We start from the raw sequence: 18,673 nt of genomic DNA on the forward strand, positions 1-18,673 counted from the left end.
GGACCTCCCATATCCTGAACGAAGAGAATTATCATGATAAAAAAGAAAAAAAATGCAACCTTTCCCGCACCTTTCGCATCCAACGTTTCCTCTTTCTCGATTTCATTTCGCAAAAAAATTTCCGAATTCGGCCGGAAAATCTGGATTCTTCCTCTCCTGTTTCTGCTGCCGCAGGGAGTATTCTCCTGGGGCACTCACTATCTCGTGATGGATCGTGCATTGGAACATCCTTCTATGCACTTTGTTTCGCAGGAGGTTGCTTCCGAATCCCTCGATTCTTTCGTAAAAAAGGAAAAGGATTCCTTAAAAGTTCTGTTCGACGAATTCGCTGTTTGGGAAACCGAACGCGGTTCTAAGCGGTTTAAAAAGGTGGAATTTAATGCGAAATCACCTACCGTTCTCGATTTTTTAAAGGCTGCGAGATTGAATCCCGCGACCAAATTTATGGAAGTGGAGCGGATTCTTCCCGGTTCCAAGAACATGAACGGCGATGTTCCGGTTTCCGCGATCACTCCGTATTTGCCCGATTTGGAGGAACTTCCCGCGAGATTTCGATCGACCGCGGGTAAAAAAATCAAGATTAGAAACGTATTATATACGTTTATCGACGAACCCGATTGGGGCATGGATCACAGTCTTTGGGGTTTCGAGGAATACGGTTACGGAAAGCAGCCGTACGGTAAACCGCAAGGTGAAAGCAGCAAGGCTCCGTTTCACATGCAGTTTCAGAACGAAAACTGGATTCTTTCCTTATTCGCGCCGGAGATCGTGGAAGGAGGAATGATCCTGGATCGAATCGAGTTGTTTTCCCGTCTTTCCAAATTGGCGGGAAAAACGGGACACGATTATTGGAGATATCGATTCGCCGCTTGGGCCTGTCATTATATTCAGGATATCGGTCAACCGTATCATTCCAAAGCGGTTCCGGACGCCGGTTTTTTCTATTATTTGAAATTCGCTTTTTCCTCCAAGGAATCCAAAAAGGAAACGAAGGCGAAAACCACACAGCTCGTATCCAATCGTCACTTCCTATATGAAGATTTCGTTTCCTACGGATTGATTCAATTTTATAAGAGCCCGACTCCGGTGACTTCCACCTTGGCCGGATTTTTAACGAAAGATTTCGACGGTTTCCCGGATCAATCGTCTAACGGTGATTTGATGAAATTCGTGGGTAAACGCGCGGCTTCGCACGCGGCCGACATCAACGAATCCATCATCGATACGTTCGGCTACGATTATACAATGAAACCTGAATACGATCTGGAAAAGGAACTCGGAACGAAGATGAAGGAAATCTTTCCGACTTTGGATCGCGAAAAAGCGGATCATCTTTTGGAGGAAACGGGCCGCGACTTTTCCCTGACCGGTTCGGCAACGCGGGAAATTCTCCGTTCTCTCTTAAAGGATTAGAACGTTTTCCGATTTTCAAAAACGAAACGCCGCGTACGATTGTTAGGCTATGCGGCGCGATTTTACCTTTCACAAAAATTTCCGAGACGACCCGGTTCTTCGAGAGGCGTTCTTTCGATTTACTCCGCCCGCTCTCTACGGAGCCGACTTTCGTCTTTGGTATGATTTCGGTTTTTGGGAAGATTCTTATATTCCGTATTGTCTGATGGATGGGAAGAATACCGTCGCGAACGCTTCCGTCTGCGAAATGAAACTTCTTTACGATGGAAAAGAATACGACGCGGTTCAGCTCGCGACCGTGGGAACTCTTTCCGAATACCGCAATCAAGGTTTGTCGAGAATTTTGCTCGAACGGATTTTCGAGGATTACCGATCGAAAACGTCCTTCTTCTTTCTTTTCGGAAACGAAAGCGTTGTCGATTTTTATCCTAAGTGGGGTTTTGCGAATGCGGTCGAGTCGCGATTTATCCTGAAACATCCCGCTCGAAATTCTTCTCCAAAACGCAAACGGTCTTATCGCGTTTTGAACGTTCACTCCGAAGAAGATCGAACCTTATTTAGACGGATCGCAAATTCTTCGCTTCCGGTGACAAAACGATTCGGTGCGCGGAATTACGGTTTCATTCTTTCCTTTTATTGGTTGTATGCGTTTCCCGAAAACTTTTTCTATTTTCCCGATCAAGACGCGATTCTCGTGTTTCAACGGGAAGGCAACGTTCTTTGGTTGCACGAAGTTCTCTGCCAATCTCCATTCTCCCTTTCCGACTTTTTCGCCGAAGGAGAAGGGAGGGATGCGGAAGAAGTGAGATTCGGTTTTTGTCCGGACGGTTTGGACGTTCAGGATCTTGCCATCGAAGCCGTTTCCTACGAATCCGATTCTCCTTTGTTCGTGAAGGGTTTCGGGGATCTCGGAAAACTTCCGTTTCATTTTCCGATTTTGGCTCGAACCTGATCGCGGTGCGCGGAAAAAAATCCTCTCTGATTTCGGAATCGATCAGCCGATCTCGGTCAAAAATCATAAGTCTGGTCGAAGCGGACGGCGTTTGGTGTTAGGATCATTCCCGAAAAGCGAAAGGTTCAGGACCTGGGGTTTTTCTAAGATTTCGATTGAATTTGGAGAATAGGGAAATGGCTCAGAAATTGAAAGAAGCGGCGGACAAATTGAAAACTTCCGATCATCCGGTCTTGGATGCGGTTATCGTCGGAACGGGGTTTGCGGGACTGGGAATGGGAATCCGTTTGAAACAAGCGGGAATTCATTCTTTTGTCATTTTGGAACAAGCGGACGGAGTGGGCGGTACTTGGAGAGACAATCATTATCCGGGTGCGGCTTGCGACGTGCAGTCTCATCTGTATTCCTTTTCGTTCGAACGAAATCCGAACTGGTCGAGAATGTACGGTCTTCAATCCGAGATTCTCGGCTATCTGAATCACTGCACGGATAAATACGATCTCAGGTCTCATATTCATTTTAACAATTCCGTGAACTCGGCGATCTTCGACGAACGATCCGGGCTGTGGCACGTAACGTCTGCAAACGGAAATTCGTTTAAGTGCAGAAGTCTGATTAACGGTTCGGGCGGTTTGAGCCGTCCCGTTCTTCCGGATATTCCCGGTTTAAAAAAATTTAAAGGGAAGATGTTTCACTCGGCGCGTTGGGATCATTCTTACGATCTCAAGGACAAAACCGTGGGTGTGATCGGAACCGGAGCGAGTGCGATTCAGATCGTGCCTGCGATTCAACCGAACGTCAAAAAACTGCATCTCTTTCAAAGAACCGCGCCTTGGGTGATCGCGAAACCGGACCGCGCGATTTCCGGAGCGGAAAGATGGTTGTTTAGAGTTTTTCCTCCGGCTCAGTGGTTGTTCCGTCTTGCGATCTATTGGATGCTCGAGTTCCGGGTGATCGCGTTTACGATTCATCCTAGTTTGATGAAATTGTTCGAAGTTTTCGCGAGAGGTTATCTGAAGAAGCAGATCAAAAACCCCGAACTGAGACAAAAGGTGACTCCGAATTTTACGATCGGCTGTAAGCGCGTTTTGATTTCCAATGAATACTACGGTGCATTACAAAAACCGAATGTGATCGTAAATACGACGGCGATCCAAGAAGTCCGCGAGAACGGAATCGTTACCAAGGACGGCGTGGAACATCCGATCGACGCGCTCATCCTCGCGACCGGGTTTCAAGCTGCGGAGGCGATGTCTCCTTTTGAAGTGAAGGGTTTAAACGGAAACGATTTGAACGACGCTTGGGCGAACGGAGCCGAAGCGTATTTGGGAACGACCGTTGCCGGATTTCCGAATTTCTTTCTGATCGTTGGTCCGAACACCGGTCTCGGTCATAGTTCCATGGTTTTGATGATCGAATCGCAGATCAATTACGTGCTTCAATGTATTCTTTCCATGCGTAAGAAAAAACTGAAATTCATCAACGTGTTGAAACAAGCTCAGGATAAATACAATCAGGCGATTCAGGCGCGGTTGGAAAAATCCATCTGGAATACGGGAGGTTGCGTCAGTTGGTATCGTACGAGTTCGGGTAAGAATACCACGTTGTGGCCCGGATTTACGTTCGAGTTCCGTTTAAAAACCAAGTTCGTGAATCTTTCTCATTACGAAGCGGCAAAGGCGGACGATCAACTGGAAAGCATCGGTTTGATCTCTCGTATCGCGATGTTGTTTTCGGGAGTTTGGCGTTAAGAAAGGATTCTTAAGATTCAACGGGATGCGATCCCATCGAAGAAGGATGGGTTCGCTTGGAAACCGCGGAACGTTTCCGTTTGTAAGGCCGGGCTTTGCTCGGCTTTCTTTTTTTATAACCTACGATTATTGGGTTAAGCAATACTGCGAACGCCCATTGAACCGATGCGATTTCATTGGATGCTCCTTGAGCCGTTCCACGGCTTGTCAAGGGAAACAAACGAAGAAAAATTTTTTCTTTATTCGAAGCGTTTCTTTCGCACAACGTCATGAGCCTTTGATTACATTAGAAAGGCATTTTATTTATGCGTATTTATTTGAAGTGGAAACAATTGTGCAGAAAGAGTTGCTTTCAACACGAGATGCCATTATGTTCATCACTCAGTGAATCGGTTTTTCAATTTTTTGTTTCATATTTTAAAAATGAAAGGCTCTCTTTGCGATCGCTTCGGCTTTTTTGCGCGAGTCTGATAAGAATTCGAAATGGAAGAAGTATAAATCGGGTATCTTACGTCATAATTAGGTTCGAACGATCGAAATTGTAAGAAAATTATTTCCTAGTTGAATTGTGTGCGTCGCTCGGGAAATAAAACGAGAATTTTGAAGGACCATTGAAAGGGAAGAACGGTTCGTTTGTTCTTGTTGTCGAAGGAGAAAGAAACTCAAGAGGTATTATCGATTTTATGAAATTTCTTTTATGTCGGTTTAATTTGAAATATTATGCGAAGGATCGATTCGATGAAGTTCAATGAAGTCAAAATCATAGGAGCCATGTTCAGAGGCGCCGATCGGAATTACTTCGTGACGTTTTCGAATATCGTATATATTTCCTCGAACGGAAGATATTCCGTCCTTCATACGCCGGATCAGAATTTGGAAGTGGTCGGTACGTTGAAGCAGACCTTGCAGAGATTGCAGTCGGAAAAATTCGTACGCGTTCATAAACAGTATATTATCAATATGGAATTTTTAGGACATGTGGAATACTTTACGGACGGAGTTCACTACGCGTATATGACAGACGACGAAAAAAGTCAAGTCCCCGTAAGTCGTGTTTACCTTCCGTATACGTGGCCGGACCAAAACAAGGCGGAGGTATGATTCTATTTCGATATGGAGAGAACCTCCCGCTCTTCCAGGATTTCTTCTCCTTCTCCGGTAAAGATGTGAATTCTATCGTTTTCGGTTTTGATTCTTCCTTTTAGGATTCTTCCGTCTTTGAGACGAATGATCCAAGGATTTGCCCGCAAAGACCGATTAGCAGGCGGCTTGAAATACGAAGCTTGAGTCGAATCCTGGAGCGAGGAAATCGTATCCTTTCGAAGAGTTTCATTCAACGCTTCGAATTGAGTTCGGTTTAATATGACTTTTCGGAGATTCGGTTTTTCGGTTTCGATTTCCATCGATTCGCCGGGTACGGACAAATGTTCGTGAACCGACGTATCTCCATCCTCATAGTCGGAATCGAGAGATCCTTCCAATAAAGTGAAATAAGCCTTCGTGTTGGCGATCTCCGCCAAAATTTTTGTTCCCGTTAGTTGAATCTTCCAGCCTCCGATAAAAAATCTAGTTCCGTTTCCCGGACGCAGATCTTCCCGCAGATAGATTCTTCCTGTTTTGAGTTCAAGATGGAGTCGCGTCGTTTGCGAACGCACGGTTTGAATCGTAGCTGCGGTGTTCGGAAAAAGAAGGAGGTGAGTCGTTCCAAAAATGGAAGTATTCGAAATTTTGCATTCTCTTGGAGAAGAATCGATTGTCCAAAGATCCGAATCCGTTTGCAGAACCTTACATCCTTCTCCCTTCCAACTTAATTCGAAGATCGTATTTCGGTCCGATTGGAGCCGCCATTGTACCCAAACGATTGCGGAAGACGCAATTAAGAGCAAACAAGCGAGCGAGATCAACTCAAAACGCCAAACCGCCGGAAAGAGGAATCTTTTATTTTCTTTTTTGGAATTGCGTGCGTTAGTAAAAACGTCGATCGGGTGCAGAGAAAGATTCGGAGTTTCCTCGCTTCCTTCTTTTTGAAAGGAAGAATACTCCGTATACGGAGCGTACCGGACCAACTCCTTTTTTTGTTCTTCATTCAAAGCCGGTTTCGAACTTCTTCGGAAGATTCGCAGCGGATAGAAGGATTCGAGAAACATTCTCTTCTCCAAATATTTCTTAAAATCTTCCCGTTTCATGCGAATGTGAATATAAACTTTCACGCGTACAAGCCAAGTATTAAAAAATTCCCGAATTTTGAAGGTCGCTCTTCCCGTTTGAATGCGCTTGGAAAAGGAATGAACGATACAAGATGAGGAATGTAAAACGGCCTCTTTGAAAATGTGCGCGGTTTTTTTCGATGCTCGGAAGTTGCCTTCTTTAAAGATGGTATCGATGGAAAAAAGAGGGGCGTTATTTTTCCTGTTCTTTGATCGTAAGGGAATCTTTTTTTCAAATCTCCTTCTCTTTTCGCTGGCAGGTTCCGGAATTTATTTTTCGTTTCTCCAGAGTCCGAGAACCTCCGCGCATTTATACGTTACTTTGATTCTCCTTTTTATGCCCTTGCATTTCGTCTTCGTTAGTTTTTTGATACGCAATGCTCTTCAGGGCAGATTTAAAAATTCGGATGCAAATACGAAAGGATTCGAGCCGGGTAACGTTTCTCCGGATCGGGAATTCTTAGGTTCTAGAATTTATAATCTAAGAATGACTCCGCATTTTCTATTCAACTCATTGATGACGCTTCGTATCTATATGGAAAGCGAACGCGAAGACGCCGTCGAATATTTGGACAGTCTTTCGAATATGCTTCGGTATTCGTTCCGTTTCGTGGATCGTGATCGCGTTTCTCTAAGGGAGGAATTGGATTTCACTCTTTCTTATTTCGATCTTGTTAAAAATAAGGCGAAACATCCGTTTCGAATCCTCATCAAAAAAGAGGTGGGAATGGAAATCGGAAAAGTTTTCGTTCCTCCGTTCTTGATTCAGACTCTTGTGGAAAATTCGGTAAAACACGCGGTGATGAAATCGAAACATTCGATCGTGATCGAAGTGGAGATTGGTTGGGAGTTCGAGGATCGGATTCGAATCACGGTCCAAGACAACGGTCCGGGCGCACGGATAGCGGGCGACGATTTGGAAGAAGGAACTTTCTTTTATTTAAGAAGAAGACTGAAAGAAATTTGCACCGAAGCCGATCTTCGGATTCAAAGCGAGATCGGAAACGGGTTTAAAACGGAAATCTCCTTATACGACGCATCTTTGCTTGAAGCCCGAAGTAAAATTTATTCCTGATTCGATTTGTATATTCTTAATATTGAATATATCGGATTTTAGAAGCCGAACTCCAGACGAATTTGTATTTCCGTTTCCGATCGGGAACGTTCGTTCCAGGGGAAACGAAAGGACGGAAGAATTCGAAAAGAGGAATTCTCCACGGTTTTCGAATCCGGCTTCCAAGTCCAGAGATCGAATAGATTCAAAACGTAGAATAGGGAAGTAAGAATCAGAAACGAGCGGTTTTTGCTTTTGTGTTCGTAGTAGGCTTCGTATTCAAAGTCTACAAACAGGAGTCCGTATTCTTTTCCCAAAAGAATCGCTTGTTCGTTGAATTCTTTTTGTTTTCCGAGTTCGCTTTTCCCCCTCAAATATTCGTATTCCGCTGCGGCCGCCGATAAGAGAGTTCCGATGAACAGGGTTGCTCCTGAAGCTTTTCTTCCGGTTCGAATTTGATAACTCCCCGGTATCAGAATTTCATACGGTCGAACGGAGTGGTCGATTGTCTCGGAACCGGGGTTTGTTTGCGACGGCAGGCTGCGAGTATATGCTATTTTTTGAATGGATGAATTTGGGATCCGACTTTTTTGAGAATCGATCGTAAGTGTCGTCGTATTGAATCCGATATTCGATAAGACCCCGCCTTTTCTTTCTCCCGATTGAAGGACAACTTCCACTTGATATCCGGAGAGCATGCTTTGAAATTTTTCCGGATTGAAAGGAAATTGAAACTCGGCGGAATGAATCTCGGAAAGCGATACGACTTTAAGTTCGGATTTCTCCGCGTCGTAAAAAACGAATTTTTCACGGTCGACGACTTCGAGCAAGATGAGTTCGGAAGTTTGAGATTCGGCGACGGTCTTGAGAGTCGTTCGAATTCCGTCGAATCCGAGTTCTATCTTTTCGATTTCTTTCGAAGGGATTTCTTTTGTTCCTTCCGCAGTCGAAAGCTCCACTGCATTTTCTTTGTACTGAATGATCTTACCGACCAAAGGGGTTTTATTTTTTCTCAGCCGTATCATGTCCGAAAAGAGATTTTGCGAAAAGAATAGGATGATCAGAAATACGAACTTTGCGCCGATTCTAAACTTTTGGAACATGAAACGAAACGAAATCTCCGTACGAATCGGAGATTCGCGCGATCAAATAGACTCTATTAGGAACCGTTTCGTTTTAATTTACGGGTTTCAAGTCTTTTAAGGTCCCTTCACACAACGTACGTAATGCAAACCGGTTTTAACGTCGTCATCGCTACCGCCTTCCCGAAAGTCGATCATCATGGCTCTGTGTCGTCCGCCGGTTCCGCTCGGTGAGGGATGTGTGGTGGAAGTCCAATAATACGAGTTGCTTGCGCTCGGTGTGTTGGGAAAGGAACCTCCCGATATCGCCGGACCTTCGACGTTGTAGTTTACGATCGTATATAATTCTTTGATGTTCGGGAGTCTCCATACGAATCCGCCTAACGCGAGTGTGTTGCAGTAGTTCAATGCCGCTGTCCAGTTAACCGCCGTAACTGCTCCCGAGCAAGGCGCTGTGGTCGATTGTCCCATACTACATTGAGTCCAAGTCAAACCTGTCGCTCCGTCGACGATGGTTCCCGGAGTTCCGCCCGGATTAAACGGTCCGATGGAAAGAAGCTCCGCGATAATCAAAAATGGAAGAATGCTTAGAATCCAAATTCTTATACGTTTCATAGTTTGTTTACCCGCTCGTTACACAATAGTGATAGTAAAAATTCGTCGTCTTATCCGCGCTCTGCGTTTTACCTGCGTAAATATTTACTTTGAACGCTTTGTCTTTGCTGTTTGCTCTCACGGAAGAAGACCAGTAGTTCGTGTTCCCGTCTATGATATTGGGAAAGTGAATCGGACTGATGATGTAGTCGTCCGCATAGTAGGAATAATCGAATAAGGATTGCATTTCTCGAATCGTGGGAAGTCTCCAATTTTGTAAACCCGCATAACCCGCTCCTGCGTTTAACTTATCGTATTCCCGGCAGCGATGAACGGCTTGCTGCCATGTGGCGCCCCATGCTCCGTAAATATTCGAAGATCCCGTTCCGGTACAGTCGCTGCCCGACCATACTTGACCGTTGACGCACGAAGCCCACGTAAGATCGGTTAGTCCGTGGTAAGTGATCGGATCATTTGCATATCCCGGATTTACGCTCGGTCCGGAAAGGGAGCTTGTGGGTGAAGCGCCGATGATTGCCGCGTCCATTCCGGTTCCTGCGCAAGCGATCAACGTGCCGCTTGCGTCCCAGCATTGTGTTTGTCCGGTATCCGTCAAAGGTGTAAGAAAGTATTCGGCCGTTGTTCCGCTCGTTCCCGAATAACTGGTGTTCAACGGATTCCCCGCGACATCGGTCACCGCGGTACTGATTAGGTTCCAACGGATCGTAAAATTTTCAGGAAGGGGATAAACGTAGACGGATAAATCGGTGCTGGAATTCCAAAGATAAGAATAACTGAAGCCGGGAAAAGGGGCAAAGGAACTCGCTCCCATTTTATCATCGAAGCTCAAAACGGGCGCTACGCTCGTATTCATCGGCTCGCTAAAGACATATCGAAATTGAAATGAGTTCGGCGAGAAACCGCTGGAACCGTTGGCCGGGCTAAAAGAATTCAAAATTGGCAGCGTGAGATCAGCCACAGTCGCGGTCGCATCTTCGTTCGTAAACGTAGCGGAACCAGGAAGTAAACTTGTCAAAGAACTTAGAGCGGATACGGTAACCTGACTGGATCCGTAAGCAACCTTGGTCGCTAAACCTTTGCTACCGGGAGTATTGGAAATCGTTATTACGGAAGTATCTGCGGAAGACCAATTCACACTCTCGGTGACTTCCGAATTGAGAACTCCGTCGATGTAATAGTATGCTCTGAATTGGACCGTTCCGCCCGCTTCTTGCGTGATGGAACTCGGTTCGATGACGATCTTATGTACGGATGCGGTTGGAGAGCCACCCACGCCTGTCTGCGGAATTCCTGAAACGTTTTTTTCCTCAAGGAGGGAAAAGAATAGACCGACTAATCCTTGCGGTCTGTCCGTGAGACAGGATTGAAAAAGAATGATAATGCCGAGAATCAACCCGAATTTAAATTTGTCCGCCTTCATCCAAAACACCCTCCGCAATTTCCAATACATTAAGAAAAATGAATGTACTAAAAATGTTTCTATGAATACGACGTGAAACCTTTCAGAATCTTTAGGAAAGAAAAGTATTATTTGCGCGCTTTTTTGCCAAAAGAAGAAGCGGTTGTATGCCGGGAATAAGATGCACTTATTTCGGAATGAAATTTTGTGTCAATTTATCCCGAACCTCCTATTTCTATAATTTGGTTTTTCTTATTATACTTTTTAGTCGGCCGTCGTTACGCTTTATAAGCGGTTTATTGCGAACGGAATGAAGAACAGTTAAAAGGGAACGAAACGCGGGCTTGTTTCGGTAATACGAATAGACAACGGATTCTATGTCTGAAACGTAGATGGAGAATTCGGACAAGTCCGAGCGGTGGTTAGAATGAGAAGCATGGAAAAACCCTATAAAACGGTCGTAATCGAAGACGATTTTGTGATCGGATCTTTTATAAAAAAAGAGGTGGAAACTCACGGTAAATTTGAAGTCACGGAGATGTTCGAGAACGGTTCTGATGCTGTACGTTTTTTGGCGCACAACAAGGTGGATCTTCTTCTTCTCGATATTGAACTTCCGGATTTAAACGGGTTCGATTTATTGAAGGGATTGGATGATCCTCCCGTTACGATTTCGGTAACCGGTCACGAGGGAAACGCGGTGACCGCTTACGATTTTGGAAATCTGGACTACGTAGCTAAACCTGTCGTTCCGGAAAGATTGCACAAAGCGTTGGACCGCGCTTATGAAAAACTTTCCAGCGCGAAAAACGTATCGATTCACAATTACGGAACCAAATTTAAGGGAGTCGATCGCAACGTTTTCATCACATTTTCCAATATCGTTTATATTTCTTCGAACGGAAAACATTCTATTCTTCATACCGTAGACGACGGAATCGAAGTGATCGGAACTCTGAAAGACCTCGAACCTAAGCTATCCTCGGGCAAGTTTAGAAGGGTTCATAAACAATATATTATAAATATGGAATATTTGGCCCATATCGAGTATTTCAACGGCGGATCCCACGTCGCATATATGAAGGATGAGGAGAAAAGTCAGGTGCCGGTAAGCCGTATTTATCTTCCGGGGATCTGAAAATAAGTTTTAGACAATTCTAAATCTGATTTTCGAATCGGGCGGGTATTTGAATCTGGACTAAAAAGTTCCCCACTTATGCAGCCAGAATATTTCTCCAATACCCGCGCCAGGTCTTCCGTCGATTATCTTTTAAGAACCGTCCATCAACATCACGTTCAGTTGAGTTTAATGGCCGATCAAAAGGCGAATATTTTGATCGCGGCGTCTTTCGTGATCCTTTCCTTGGCCCTCGGTTTTTTACAGCGAGGAATTTATGTTACGGGCATCATTCTTCTGATGGGATTTCTGGCCGTTGCCGCATCCCTTGCGATCTTTGCCGTGATGCCTCTTTCCAGACCGGATAAGGTTCGTAAAAAGAATCCTTTGTTTTTCGGAGATTTCGCCGCGGACGACGAGGAAACCTTTTTTAAAAACGTGGAAGCCGCTTTGGAAACCGACGCTTCTTTGTATAAAGCGATTTCCTTCGATATCTATCAGATGGGGAGAACCATCTACTTTACGAAATACAGATATATTCGCTGGAGTTACCGTTTTTTTCTGGCGGGTTTTTTTAGCGGAGGAACGTTGATCGTATTCGAAAGTATCGGTTGGATTCCTTCCTTGATCAGAGGATAAAACCGTTGTTAGGCGATTCTTTTTAAACCGGCCAAATAGAGTTCGTATTCCGTCCTGTAACAACGATCGAAGGGAAGCCATCTTTGTTCGTCGATCAGGGAATCGAAATTTTGAAACGAAGCGAACTCGGACCAGATTTCCCGAAACGAGTTTACGAGAAGTTTTCGGTAATACGGCCGATCGATATGGATCTTTTGGTTTTTCCGTTTTAGAGCGGAAATCGCCTCTTCGGGAAGATACCATTGGTCTTTGCTTTTGGCCTTTCGATTGAGAACCAGATAACGGATCTTTTCCCCCGCTTGAACGGAAATTCCCATTTCTTTCAGATTGTGAAGCGAAACCGCGGTGGGCCCGTCGACTTCATATTCGTCCAGGTCCTTGGACGTGGATCTTCGGATGAGAAGTTCCTCCAAAGGAACGCGTTCCGATTTGATGAGTTCGTCGAATCGTTCGTAAATTCGTAAAATCTCACATTCGGAATTCTTTAAGTCTGCGATCGTGATTTTTTTCCGCATCCATTCCAGCATTTCCGCCTGCGCTTTTTTGACGAATAAGGGGAGATCCTTTCGTCTTGCTCCGATCCCTCTGCATTTCAGATCTCCGGTTTCGAACCTTCCCATGTAGCGATTGGCCACGGGCATTTGCGGGTCCTGGCTCGAAGCGGGAAACAAAAGCCAAGTATAAATTCCGTCCACGTCTATCTTGACGGAAGTGCGTTTTTGAATTTCGATGCAGAGGGAATTCAATTCCTCTTTTGCAAACGGAGAAGAATCTTCTTTGCGGATGAAGATGCTGTCCGTGATGGCGTGGATAAAAACGTAACCCCGATCTTCCGCGATTTCTTTTGCCGCAAGAAGTTTTTCTCTTGCGAACGCGTTTACGCTTTCGTGACTTTCCAATCTTCCGAACTTCGCGTTTCTATATCCGAGATAGCCGAAAGAAGTGACGAGCATCCACTTCAAACTGGATTGTTTGCGTTCGTATCCGTAAAGTTTGTCGCCGTATTTTTTTTCTTCGTTCGCTTTGTGGATTTCCTTGATTCGATCTTTATAATACGCTCTTCGTTCGAGTACGTGCTCTAAGGCGTCGGACACGATTCCTTTTCGCTTTTTGCAGATCTTATATCCGAGTCCGGGAACGACCGGCGTTTGCGGATCGTCCGCGCAGCAAGAACAGTTGACGCATTCCGGAGAGATGTTGTGAAGCACCATCGTCGACGGATACATTTGCGCGAAATCGAGTTGCGCCACATTCTCCGCCGTCATCCCGAACGAAATATCCGGTTGAAAGACGAGTCCGCCTTTGTCCGCTTCCAAAAGTTGAAGCGCGGTTTTGGGAGATTCGATCGCGCTTTTTTGCCAAGGCACGAGATAACCTCTTCGAAGAGCGACGTCGGTTTCGATGCTCGTCAGCGCCTTACCCGTGGAAGCGCGCGCCATCTTCTGCATGGGAAGACGAGAGAGTCTTGCCAATTCCACGATTCCCAAAAGATCCGCTTCCTTGTGAACGAAACTGTTTTCCGAATCGATATGCCATCTTCCGAACAAAGGATACGAAGGGGCGCGATACACGATGGTCCCGTACGTGTTGTAACTCGTTCCCTTGGTTTGAATGTTTCTTCGGATCGGAGACGTTTTATCCCGGTCAAAGGCCGGAAAAATTCTCAGCTTTTGCGCCTGCGTGAAAAGATAAGGAAAGATGGTGTGATCTCCGTACGAGGAAAGAATCACGTCCGGATCTTCTTGTTTGAGAAGTTTATCGATTTTTAAAAGAAGATCTTTCGGGTCCTTTCCGGAAAATTCCCAGGACTGCGAACCGTCGCCGAATACGATGGAGTTGTTCTTCATATCGATTCGATGGCTCTGCGCCAATTTCATCGTTAGAATTTTGAAACTCGGAACCTCGTATTCCAAATTCTTAATTTGATCGTCGTCTGCGTCGATCGTATGGATTCGTTTTCCGTGTTTTCCCTCCGTATAAGAAATCCTTAATTTACACAAAGGGAAAATTCCCTTGTCCACCATGTAACTCGTGGAAACCTCTATATCCGAATGATAGATGTCGAATTTTCCGTACAGTGCGTAGAGCTTTCGGGAAACCTTGGAAAGAATGGAAGGACGAGAGATTTTGAGTTCTAAGACGGGGACTTCGAGGTTTTCGTAAAAAAGGGTTTTGTTTTTGACGACGGGGATTGCGGATAACGCGTCCAGTTCGTAGAATCGCTGCACCAATTTCTTGAGAATGGATTCTTCCCCTCGCGCGTAGATGATAGGCTGATAAAAATCGTGGAATAGAACGCATTCTCCGTTTTTGTTTCGGAGCCATAGATGGATCTTGTCTTCTATATGATAAATATCGAATAGAGTTCCTTCTATGAAGATCGGTTCAGACATTTTCTTTCGGAGCGCGCAGTTCGTTCAGTTCCTGCTTTAGCTTGGAGATTTCCTTTTTGAGATGAATCATCATCGTCATCAGCATCGTGTCGATCGGATACGGTCCCGATGCCATGACTCCAGCCTGAACTTGTAATTTGGCGACTCGTATCAGATCGTCGAAAATTTCCTGATCGGGTTTGCGAAGGCCTCTGCGAAATTCCAAGAGACCGGATTCCACCTGCTGCATTTGTCTGGAATAAGGCGTAACGGTTCTTCCCATATTGTTACCTCTGAACGTTTCCGATACGTTCGATCGTATCCGGAGAAGATGAAGATTTCTTTCTTACTTTTAAATAAGAGAGTTTATTTTCGATTTTGAGTTCCCAGAGATCTGCGGACGCTTCCGCCAATTTCGGAAAGAACGCCTTGAAGGTCGGGTGGGTGTATTTCATCGATTCGATTACGAGAACCGGGACTTCCTGTTCATGAAGTCGTTCCAAGATGAGAAGCATCTTATCCAAGAGAAATCTTCCTTCGTCTTCTTGAACGTCTCCGTCGAAGAATTGTTTGCAAGGAGCCAAGAGAAAGTAGATGTTCTCTTCGTTTTTGCGCGAGGCGACGGCCTGCAGTGCGTCCAGGATTTGATACGGGGTGAATGCTCTTTGAACGAGGATGTTGCTCAGTAGGGCTTCGGGAGGAATTCTTCTTTTTCTCGTTTCGGCAGTGATGACAAAGGGATTGAAGCGGATCGCGCAATCCAAGTTGAAAATCTTAAAACCCGAAACCGCGAACGCATATTCCCAGTGTAGGGCGAGGTTGTAGATCCCCGACATTCCCGTCAGCATTCCGAGTCCTTTTCTTTCCCAGCTAAGAATCGGATTGTAGAGATTGTCGATTTCCGAAGAAGGAGGAGGTGCGGTTACGAGAGTCTGAAGTTCCATGGTTACTTATTATATGATATGTATATAAATGTAAAGTGCTTTTATCGTAAGAGCTATGATTGAGTGATAAATAGGGAAGTGGGAGTTCCTACGTTTTTTCGGAGACGGAGAAATTGAAATTCAGGAATATGTGTGAGTTCCCACAATTCGGACCGCTCATGCGACATTCAATCCAGGCTATGTCATATATACTGTGGGAACTCCTGCAGCCAATGCGACGTAAGTCGAGGACTATGTCCGGTAAAGTGTAGGAACTACCACATTTTTTAAGTCGGCGAGAGCTTGATTCTTACTATGGAAATGTAGGAACTCATACGAATTTCTTTTACGGAAATATCCCTGTTGTTTTCTAAAAAGCCCCGCGCCAGAGATCCGAGCGACGCATTTTCGAACGACCTTAGGGAGTGAGAAATGCGGCCCGCGAAGCGGCCGAAGCGTAAGCGAAGTCGCGGCAGAGCTCGATCCACTCGAAGAGTGGAGGCGCCCAAATGTTTTCCCAATAAAAAAGGCGCCCCGAGGAGCGCCTTTGGAAACAACCGAAGTCGGTTTAACAAATTTTAATCTAAACGGAAATTGGTCATCGGGAATTTTTGGGTGAGTTCCTTCACTCCGCCTTTGACCTTCGTTCTGTTTTTTTCGTCGCTCGGATTATCGAGGAAGTCGCAGATCAGATTTCCGACCACTTCGATATCCGCAGGTTTTAAGCCGCGTGTGGTAAGAGCCGGAGTTCCGAGACGGATTCCCGATGCGACCGCAGGAGGATTTTTGTCGAACGGAATCGCGTTCTTATTCACGGTTACTCCGACTTCGTCCAATCCATCCGCGGCCTGCGCTCCGGTCAGTCCTTTTACGGATACGTCCAGAAGAACGAGGTGATTATCGGTTCCTCCGCTCACGACTCTGTATCCGCGTTTTACGAATACTTCAGCGAGCGTCTTCGCGTTTGCGAGAACGGTTTCGATATAAGTTTTGTATTCCGGTTGAAGCGCTTCTTTGAAAGCCACCGCTTTGGCGGCGATCACGTGCATCAACGGTCCGCCTTGGATTCCCGGAAACACGCGAGAGTTTAGTACTTTCTCATTTTCTAATGTAGATAGAATCAATCCGCCTCTCGGTCCTCTCAACGTTTTGTGGGTGGTCGTCGTGACGTAATCGAACATTCCTACGGGAGAAGGGTGATATCCGGTGGAAACGAGTCCGGAAATATGAGCGATGTCCGCCATCAATTTCGCACCGACTTCTTTCGCGATCTCCGCGAACTTTGCAAAGTCGATGGTTCTCGCGTATGCGGAAGCGCCGGCAACGATCAGTTTCGGTTTGTGTTCTCTCGCCAGTTGAGCGACTTCGTCGTAGTTGATGGTTTCGCTTTTAGGATCGACCCCGTATGGAATCGGTTTATAAATTCTTCCGCTCACGTTGACCGGAGAACCGTGCGTCAAGTGACCGCCGTGCGCGAGGTTCATTCCTAAAAAAGAATCCCCCGGTTCGAGACACGCGAGAAAAACCGCCATGTTCGCCTGCGCTCCCGAGTGCGGCTGCACGTTCGCGTATTCCGCGCCGAAAAGTTTTTTCGCTCTTTCGATCGCGAGACTTTCGACTATGTCCGCGTTGTGGCAGCCGTTGTAATACCGTTTTCCCGGATAACCTTCGGCGTATTTGTTCGTAAGTGTGGAAGTGTATGCTTCCAGAACGGCTCTGGAAACGAAGTTTTCGGAGGCGATCATTTCCAGGTTATTTTCCTGTCTTTCGTCCTCTTGTTTTAACGCTGCGAATATCTCTGGATCTGCTTTCGGAAGAAACTGCATCTGGCCCTTCTTTTTGATGATTCCGAGTAGAAGTCCGATTAATCTCTGAAGATGAAATCCATCCTCGAATATTTGTTTTCCAAGAGCCGTTTCGCTTCTTGAAATACCGATTTCGTAAACCGGAGATCCCTCTCTGTGCCCATTCTGGAAAGGCCCAGTGATTCGGCAAATACATGAGATAGGTCCTGACCAAATTTTACGGTGGAAAATCCGCTCGGCAGAGAGGTCACGAAATCGGAATGTTTGCGGTTCTTTCTGTATTCCGGTTCTTCCGGAGGATGTTTGAGAAGTTCGGAAACTCTGGAAATCAGAGACGGTTTTAGGATCAGAGTTCCGTGATGAACCACCGCGCCTTTTTTGCGGAACTGAGCGTTCCCGGAGATTTTCTTTTCCAGTCCTTGTTCGAAGACGGCGAGATCCGATTTGCCTCGGAAAGAAGCGTCTAACGTTTGTCGCTTTAAAGCGTTCACGACGAGACTCAAAAAGTAATCGTAGGATTCCTTTACTTTGTAGAGTTCCGGTTTAACGTCCAAGGAAATGAAGAAGGTAAAGTTGAGATTCTCCTCGGGGTGATGGACGACCGTTCCGCCTCCGCTGGCTCGGCGCACAATCGCCGGAAATTCTCGGTCAAAATTTTTTTGACGAACCGAACCGCGGATCGTTTGCGAAGAGTCATTTTGCGATTTTTGGAATCTTTGAACGACTTCGGGGAGAATCGTGTCCTCCGCTTTTTCGGAAAGACCCAATACGATGGAGAATGGATTTTTCCAAATCCGCAATCCCGCTCCGTAACCGGAAGATACGAGGTTGATGCCGATCGCTTCTTCGATCGCGAGATTGGCCGCCGCGGATCGGATCGAATTTTGTACAAATGTGAATGTGCGCATGATTCGGTGAAACTTCGGTTTCTCAGCGTATACTGAGAGCCAACGGTCGCTGCTTTTTTGGCAACCTCACTTCCTATGGGTCGTTCGGTTTCTACAAGTTTGAGTCTCTTCCCTTTTTGCGCAATCGAAATGATTCGTAAGTGCCTATCATATTTCGTTATAAATATACGGTTCAAGCGGAAGATAACAAACGATCTTTATTCTTAGAAAGCGGAATAGGACGAACCGATCTTAGAAAGATTTTTACAAACGATTGATCGTAAACGCAAGCTAAGGACCGGTTCACATTATAAGCTGAATCCTGGCTCGGGGGAATTTGCGCAAAAAGTTTGGGAAAGAGGTGTTTAACGAGATAATCTATATTTTTCGAAAGGATACGCAATATGACTGAAACTAAATTATTGAATTCGATATTTACACGATGCGATCGAGGAGG

General features: G+C 45.6%; 17 protein-coding genes. 8 read left to right on the forward strand and 9 right to left on the reverse strand.

Annotated elements, in window-relative coordinates:
* Positions 1-207: 207 nt before the first annotated feature.
* The 5 genes from DLM76_RS10070 (at position 208) to DLM76_RS10090 (ending at position 5,217) form a co-directional block, all read left to right on the forward strand.
* Complete coding sequence (locus DLM76_RS10070) at positions 208-1,413, forward strand: phospholipase C/P1 nuclease family protein (protein WP_241548229.1); 1,206 nt, start codon at positions 208-210, stop codon at positions 1,411-1,413.
* Positions 1,414-1,462: 49 nt separating this feature from the next.
* A complete protein-coding gene (locus DLM76_RS10075; protein WP_118965119.1) occupies positions 1,463-2,365 on the forward strand; it encodes a GNAT family N-acetyltransferase in 903 nt (300 codons plus the stop codon).
* 176 nt (positions 2,366-2,541) lie between these two features.
* Positions 2,542-4,116 carry a flavin-containing monooxygenase gene (locus DLM76_RS10080; RefSeq protein WP_118965120.1) on the forward strand — a complete coding sequence of 525 codons (1,575 nt, stop codon included), beginning with the start codon at positions 2,542-2,544 and terminating at the stop codon, positions 4,114-4,116.
* A 187-nt stretch (positions 4,117-4,303) separates the two neighbouring features.
* Positions 4,304-4,504, forward strand: a complete 201-nt coding sequence (locus tag DLM76_RS21465) for a hypothetical protein (RefSeq protein ID WP_147455792.1) — start codon at positions 4,304-4,306, stop codon at positions 4,502-4,504.
* A gap of 350 nt (positions 4,505-4,854) precedes the next feature.
* Positions 4,855-5,217 carry a LytTR family DNA-binding domain-containing protein gene (locus DLM76_RS10090; protein WP_158586381.1) on the forward strand — a complete coding sequence of 121 codons (363 nt, stop codon included), beginning with the start codon at positions 4,855-4,857 and terminating at the stop codon, positions 5,215-5,217.
* Positions 5,218-5,219: 2 nt separating this feature from the next.
* Here the strand turns inward: DLM76_RS10090 and DLM76_RS10095 are convergent, their stop codons facing one another.
* Positions 5,220-6,263 (reverse strand): hypothetical protein, encoded by a 1,044-nt coding sequence (locus DLM76_RS10095; protein WP_147455793.1) that lies wholly within the window; start codon positions 6,261-6,263, stop codon positions 5,220-5,222.
* A gap of 235 nt (positions 6,264-6,498) precedes the next feature.
* Between DLM76_RS10095 and DLM76_RS10100 the strand changes: the two genes are divergently transcribed.
* Positions 6,499-7,398, forward strand: coding sequence for a sensor histidine kinase (locus tag DLM76_RS10100; protein WP_158586041.1), 900 nt, complete (start codon positions 6,499-6,501; stop codon positions 7,396-7,398).
* 38 nt (positions 7,399-7,436) lie between these two features.
* Here DLM76_RS10100 and DLM76_RS10105 read toward each other — a convergent pair whose 3' ends face one another.
* The 3 genes from DLM76_RS10105 to DLM76_RS10115 all read right to left on the reverse strand — a co-directional run bounded on the left by DLM76_RS10105 (position 7,437) and on the right by DLM76_RS10115 (position 10,494).
* Positions 7,437-8,480, reverse strand: coding sequence for an LB_137 family protein (locus tag DLM76_RS10105; RefSeq protein WP_118965124.1), 1,044 nt, complete (start codon positions 8,478-8,480; stop codon positions 7,437-7,439).
* A gap of 96 nt (positions 8,481-8,576) precedes the next feature.
* Entirely contained in the window at positions 8,577-9,074 is a 498-nt protein-coding gene (locus DLM76_RS10110; RefSeq protein ID WP_118965125.1) for an Lcl C-terminal domain-containing protein, read from the reverse strand.
* A gap of 7 nt (positions 9,075-9,081) precedes the next feature.
* The gene (locus tag DLM76_RS10115) at positions 9,082-10,494 is read right to left on the reverse strand and encodes an Lcl domain-containing protein (protein ID WP_158586040.1); all 1,413 of its coding nucleotides are present in this window, start codon (positions 10,492-10,494) and stop codon (positions 9,082-9,084) included.
* A gap of 406 nt (positions 10,495-10,900) precedes the next feature.
* On the opposite strand from DLM76_RS10115, the gene DLM76_RS10120 reads away from it, so the two are divergent.
* Both DLM76_RS10120 and DLM76_RS10125 read left to right on the forward strand, forming a co-directional pair.
* On the forward strand, positions 10,901-11,611 hold the full coding sequence (locus DLM76_RS10120; RefSeq protein WP_118955456.1) for a LytR/AlgR family response regulator transcription factor: 711 nt from the start codon (positions 10,901-10,903) through the stop codon (positions 11,609-11,611).
* A 78-nt stretch (positions 11,612-11,689) separates the two neighbouring features.
* Complete coding sequence (locus DLM76_RS10125; protein ID WP_241548218.1) at positions 11,690-12,229, forward strand: Pycsar system effector family protein; 540 nt, start codon at positions 11,690-11,692, stop codon at positions 12,227-12,229.
* 8 nt (positions 12,230-12,237) lie between these two features.
* Here the strand turns inward: DLM76_RS10125 and DLM76_RS10130 are convergent, their stop codons facing one another.
* From DLM76_RS10130 to DLM76_RS10155, 5 genes are all read right to left on the reverse strand, one after another.
* A complete protein-coding gene (locus DLM76_RS10130; protein WP_118965126.1) occupies positions 12,238-14,622 on the reverse strand; it encodes a DNA polymerase domain-containing protein in 2,385 nt (794 codons plus the stop codon).
* The gene (locus tag DLM76_RS10135; RefSeq protein ID WP_118955454.1) at positions 14,615-14,884 is read right to left on the reverse strand and encodes a DUF8156 family protein; all 270 of its coding nucleotides are present in this window, start codon (positions 14,882-14,884) and stop codon (positions 14,615-14,617) included. Before DLM76_RS10135 ends, DLM76_RS10130 begins: the two co-directional genes overlap by 8 nt.
* A gap of 4 nt (positions 14,885-14,888) precedes the next feature.
* A complete protein-coding gene (locus DLM76_RS10140; protein WP_118965127.1) occupies positions 14,889-15,545 on the reverse strand; it encodes a P-loop NTPase family protein in 657 nt (218 codons plus the stop codon).
* Between the two features lie 557 nt (positions 15,546-16,102).
* On the reverse strand, positions 16,103-17,350 hold the full coding sequence (glyA, locus tag DLM76_RS10150) for a serine hydroxymethyltransferase (RefSeq protein WP_118965129.1): 1,248 nt from the start codon (positions 17,348-17,350) through the stop codon (positions 16,103-16,105).
* Between the two features lie 38 nt (positions 17,351-17,388).
* Complete coding sequence (locus DLM76_RS10155) at positions 17,389-18,237, reverse strand: lipoate--protein ligase family protein (RefSeq protein WP_118965130.1); 849 nt, start codon at positions 18,235-18,237, stop codon at positions 17,389-17,391.
* Positions 18,238-18,673: the final 436 nt, after the last annotated feature.

It is taken from the genome of Leptospira yasudae, assembly GCF_003545925.1.
Lineage (GTDB): Bacteria > Spirochaetota > Leptospiria > Leptospirales > Leptospiraceae > Leptospira > Leptospira yasudae.

Bases quoted from the DNA above. Each gene is read 5' to 3' on its own strand.
- DLM76_RS10120 (WP_118955456.1), top strand. From the start codon at position 10,901: ATGAGAAGCATGGAAAAACCCTATAAAACGGTCGTAATCGAAGACGAT.
- DLM76_RS10100 (WP_158586041.1), top strand. From the start codon at position 6,499: ATGGAAAAAAGAGGGGCGTTATTTTTCCTGTTCTTTGATCGTAAGGGA.
- glyA (WP_118965129.1), bottom strand. From the start codon at position 17,350: ATGCAGTTTCTTCCGAAAGCAGATCCAGAGATATTCGCAGCGTTAAAA.
- DLM76_RS10075 (WP_118965119.1), top strand. From the start codon at position 1,463: ATGCGGCGCGATTTTACCTTTCACAAAAATTTCCGAGACGACCCGGTT.
- DLM76_RS10135 (WP_118955454.1), bottom strand. From the start codon at position 14,884: ATGGGAAGAACCGTTACGCCTTATTCCAGACAAATGCAGCAGGTGGAA.
- DLM76_RS10110 (WP_118965125.1), bottom strand. From the start codon at position 9,074: ATGAAACGTATAAGAATTTGGATTCTAAGCATTCTTCCATTTTTGATT.
- DLM76_RS10115 (WP_158586040.1), bottom strand. From the start codon at position 10,494: ATGAAGGCGGACAAATTTAAATTCGGGTTGATTCTCGGCATTATCATT.
- DLM76_RS10095 (WP_147455793.1), bottom strand. From the start codon at position 6,263: ATGTTTCTCGAATCCTTCTATCCGCTGCGAATCTTCCGAAGAAGTTCG.
- DLM76_RS10070 (WP_241548229.1), top strand. From the start codon at position 208: ATGGATCGTGCATTGGAACATCCTTCTATGCACTTTGTTTCGCAGGAG.
- DLM76_RS10090 (WP_158586381.1), top strand. From the start codon at position 4,855: ATGAAGTTCAATGAAGTCAAAATCATAGGAGCCATGTTCAGAGGCGCC.
- DLM76_RS10155 (WP_118965130.1), bottom strand. From the start codon at position 18,237: ATGCGCACATTCACATTTGTACAAAATTCGATCCGATCCGCGGCGGCC.
- DLM76_RS10125 (WP_241548218.1), top strand. From the start codon at position 11,690: ATGCAGCCAGAATATTTCTCCAATACCCGCGCCAGGTCTTCCGTCGAT.
- DLM76_RS10080 (WP_118965120.1), top strand. From the start codon at position 2,542: ATGGCTCAGAAATTGAAAGAAGCGGCGGACAAATTGAAAACTTCCGAT.
- DLM76_RS10130 (WP_118965126.1), bottom strand. From the start codon at position 14,622: ATGTCTGAACCGATCTTCATAGAAGGAACTCTATTCGATATTTATCAT.
- DLM76_RS10140 (WP_118965127.1), bottom strand. From the start codon at position 15,545: ATGGAACTTCAGACTCTCGTAACCGCACCTCCTCCTTCTTCGGAAATC.
- DLM76_RS10105 (WP_118965124.1), bottom strand. From the start codon at position 8,480: ATGTTCCAAAAGTTTAGAATCGGCGCAAAGTTCGTATTTCTGATCATC.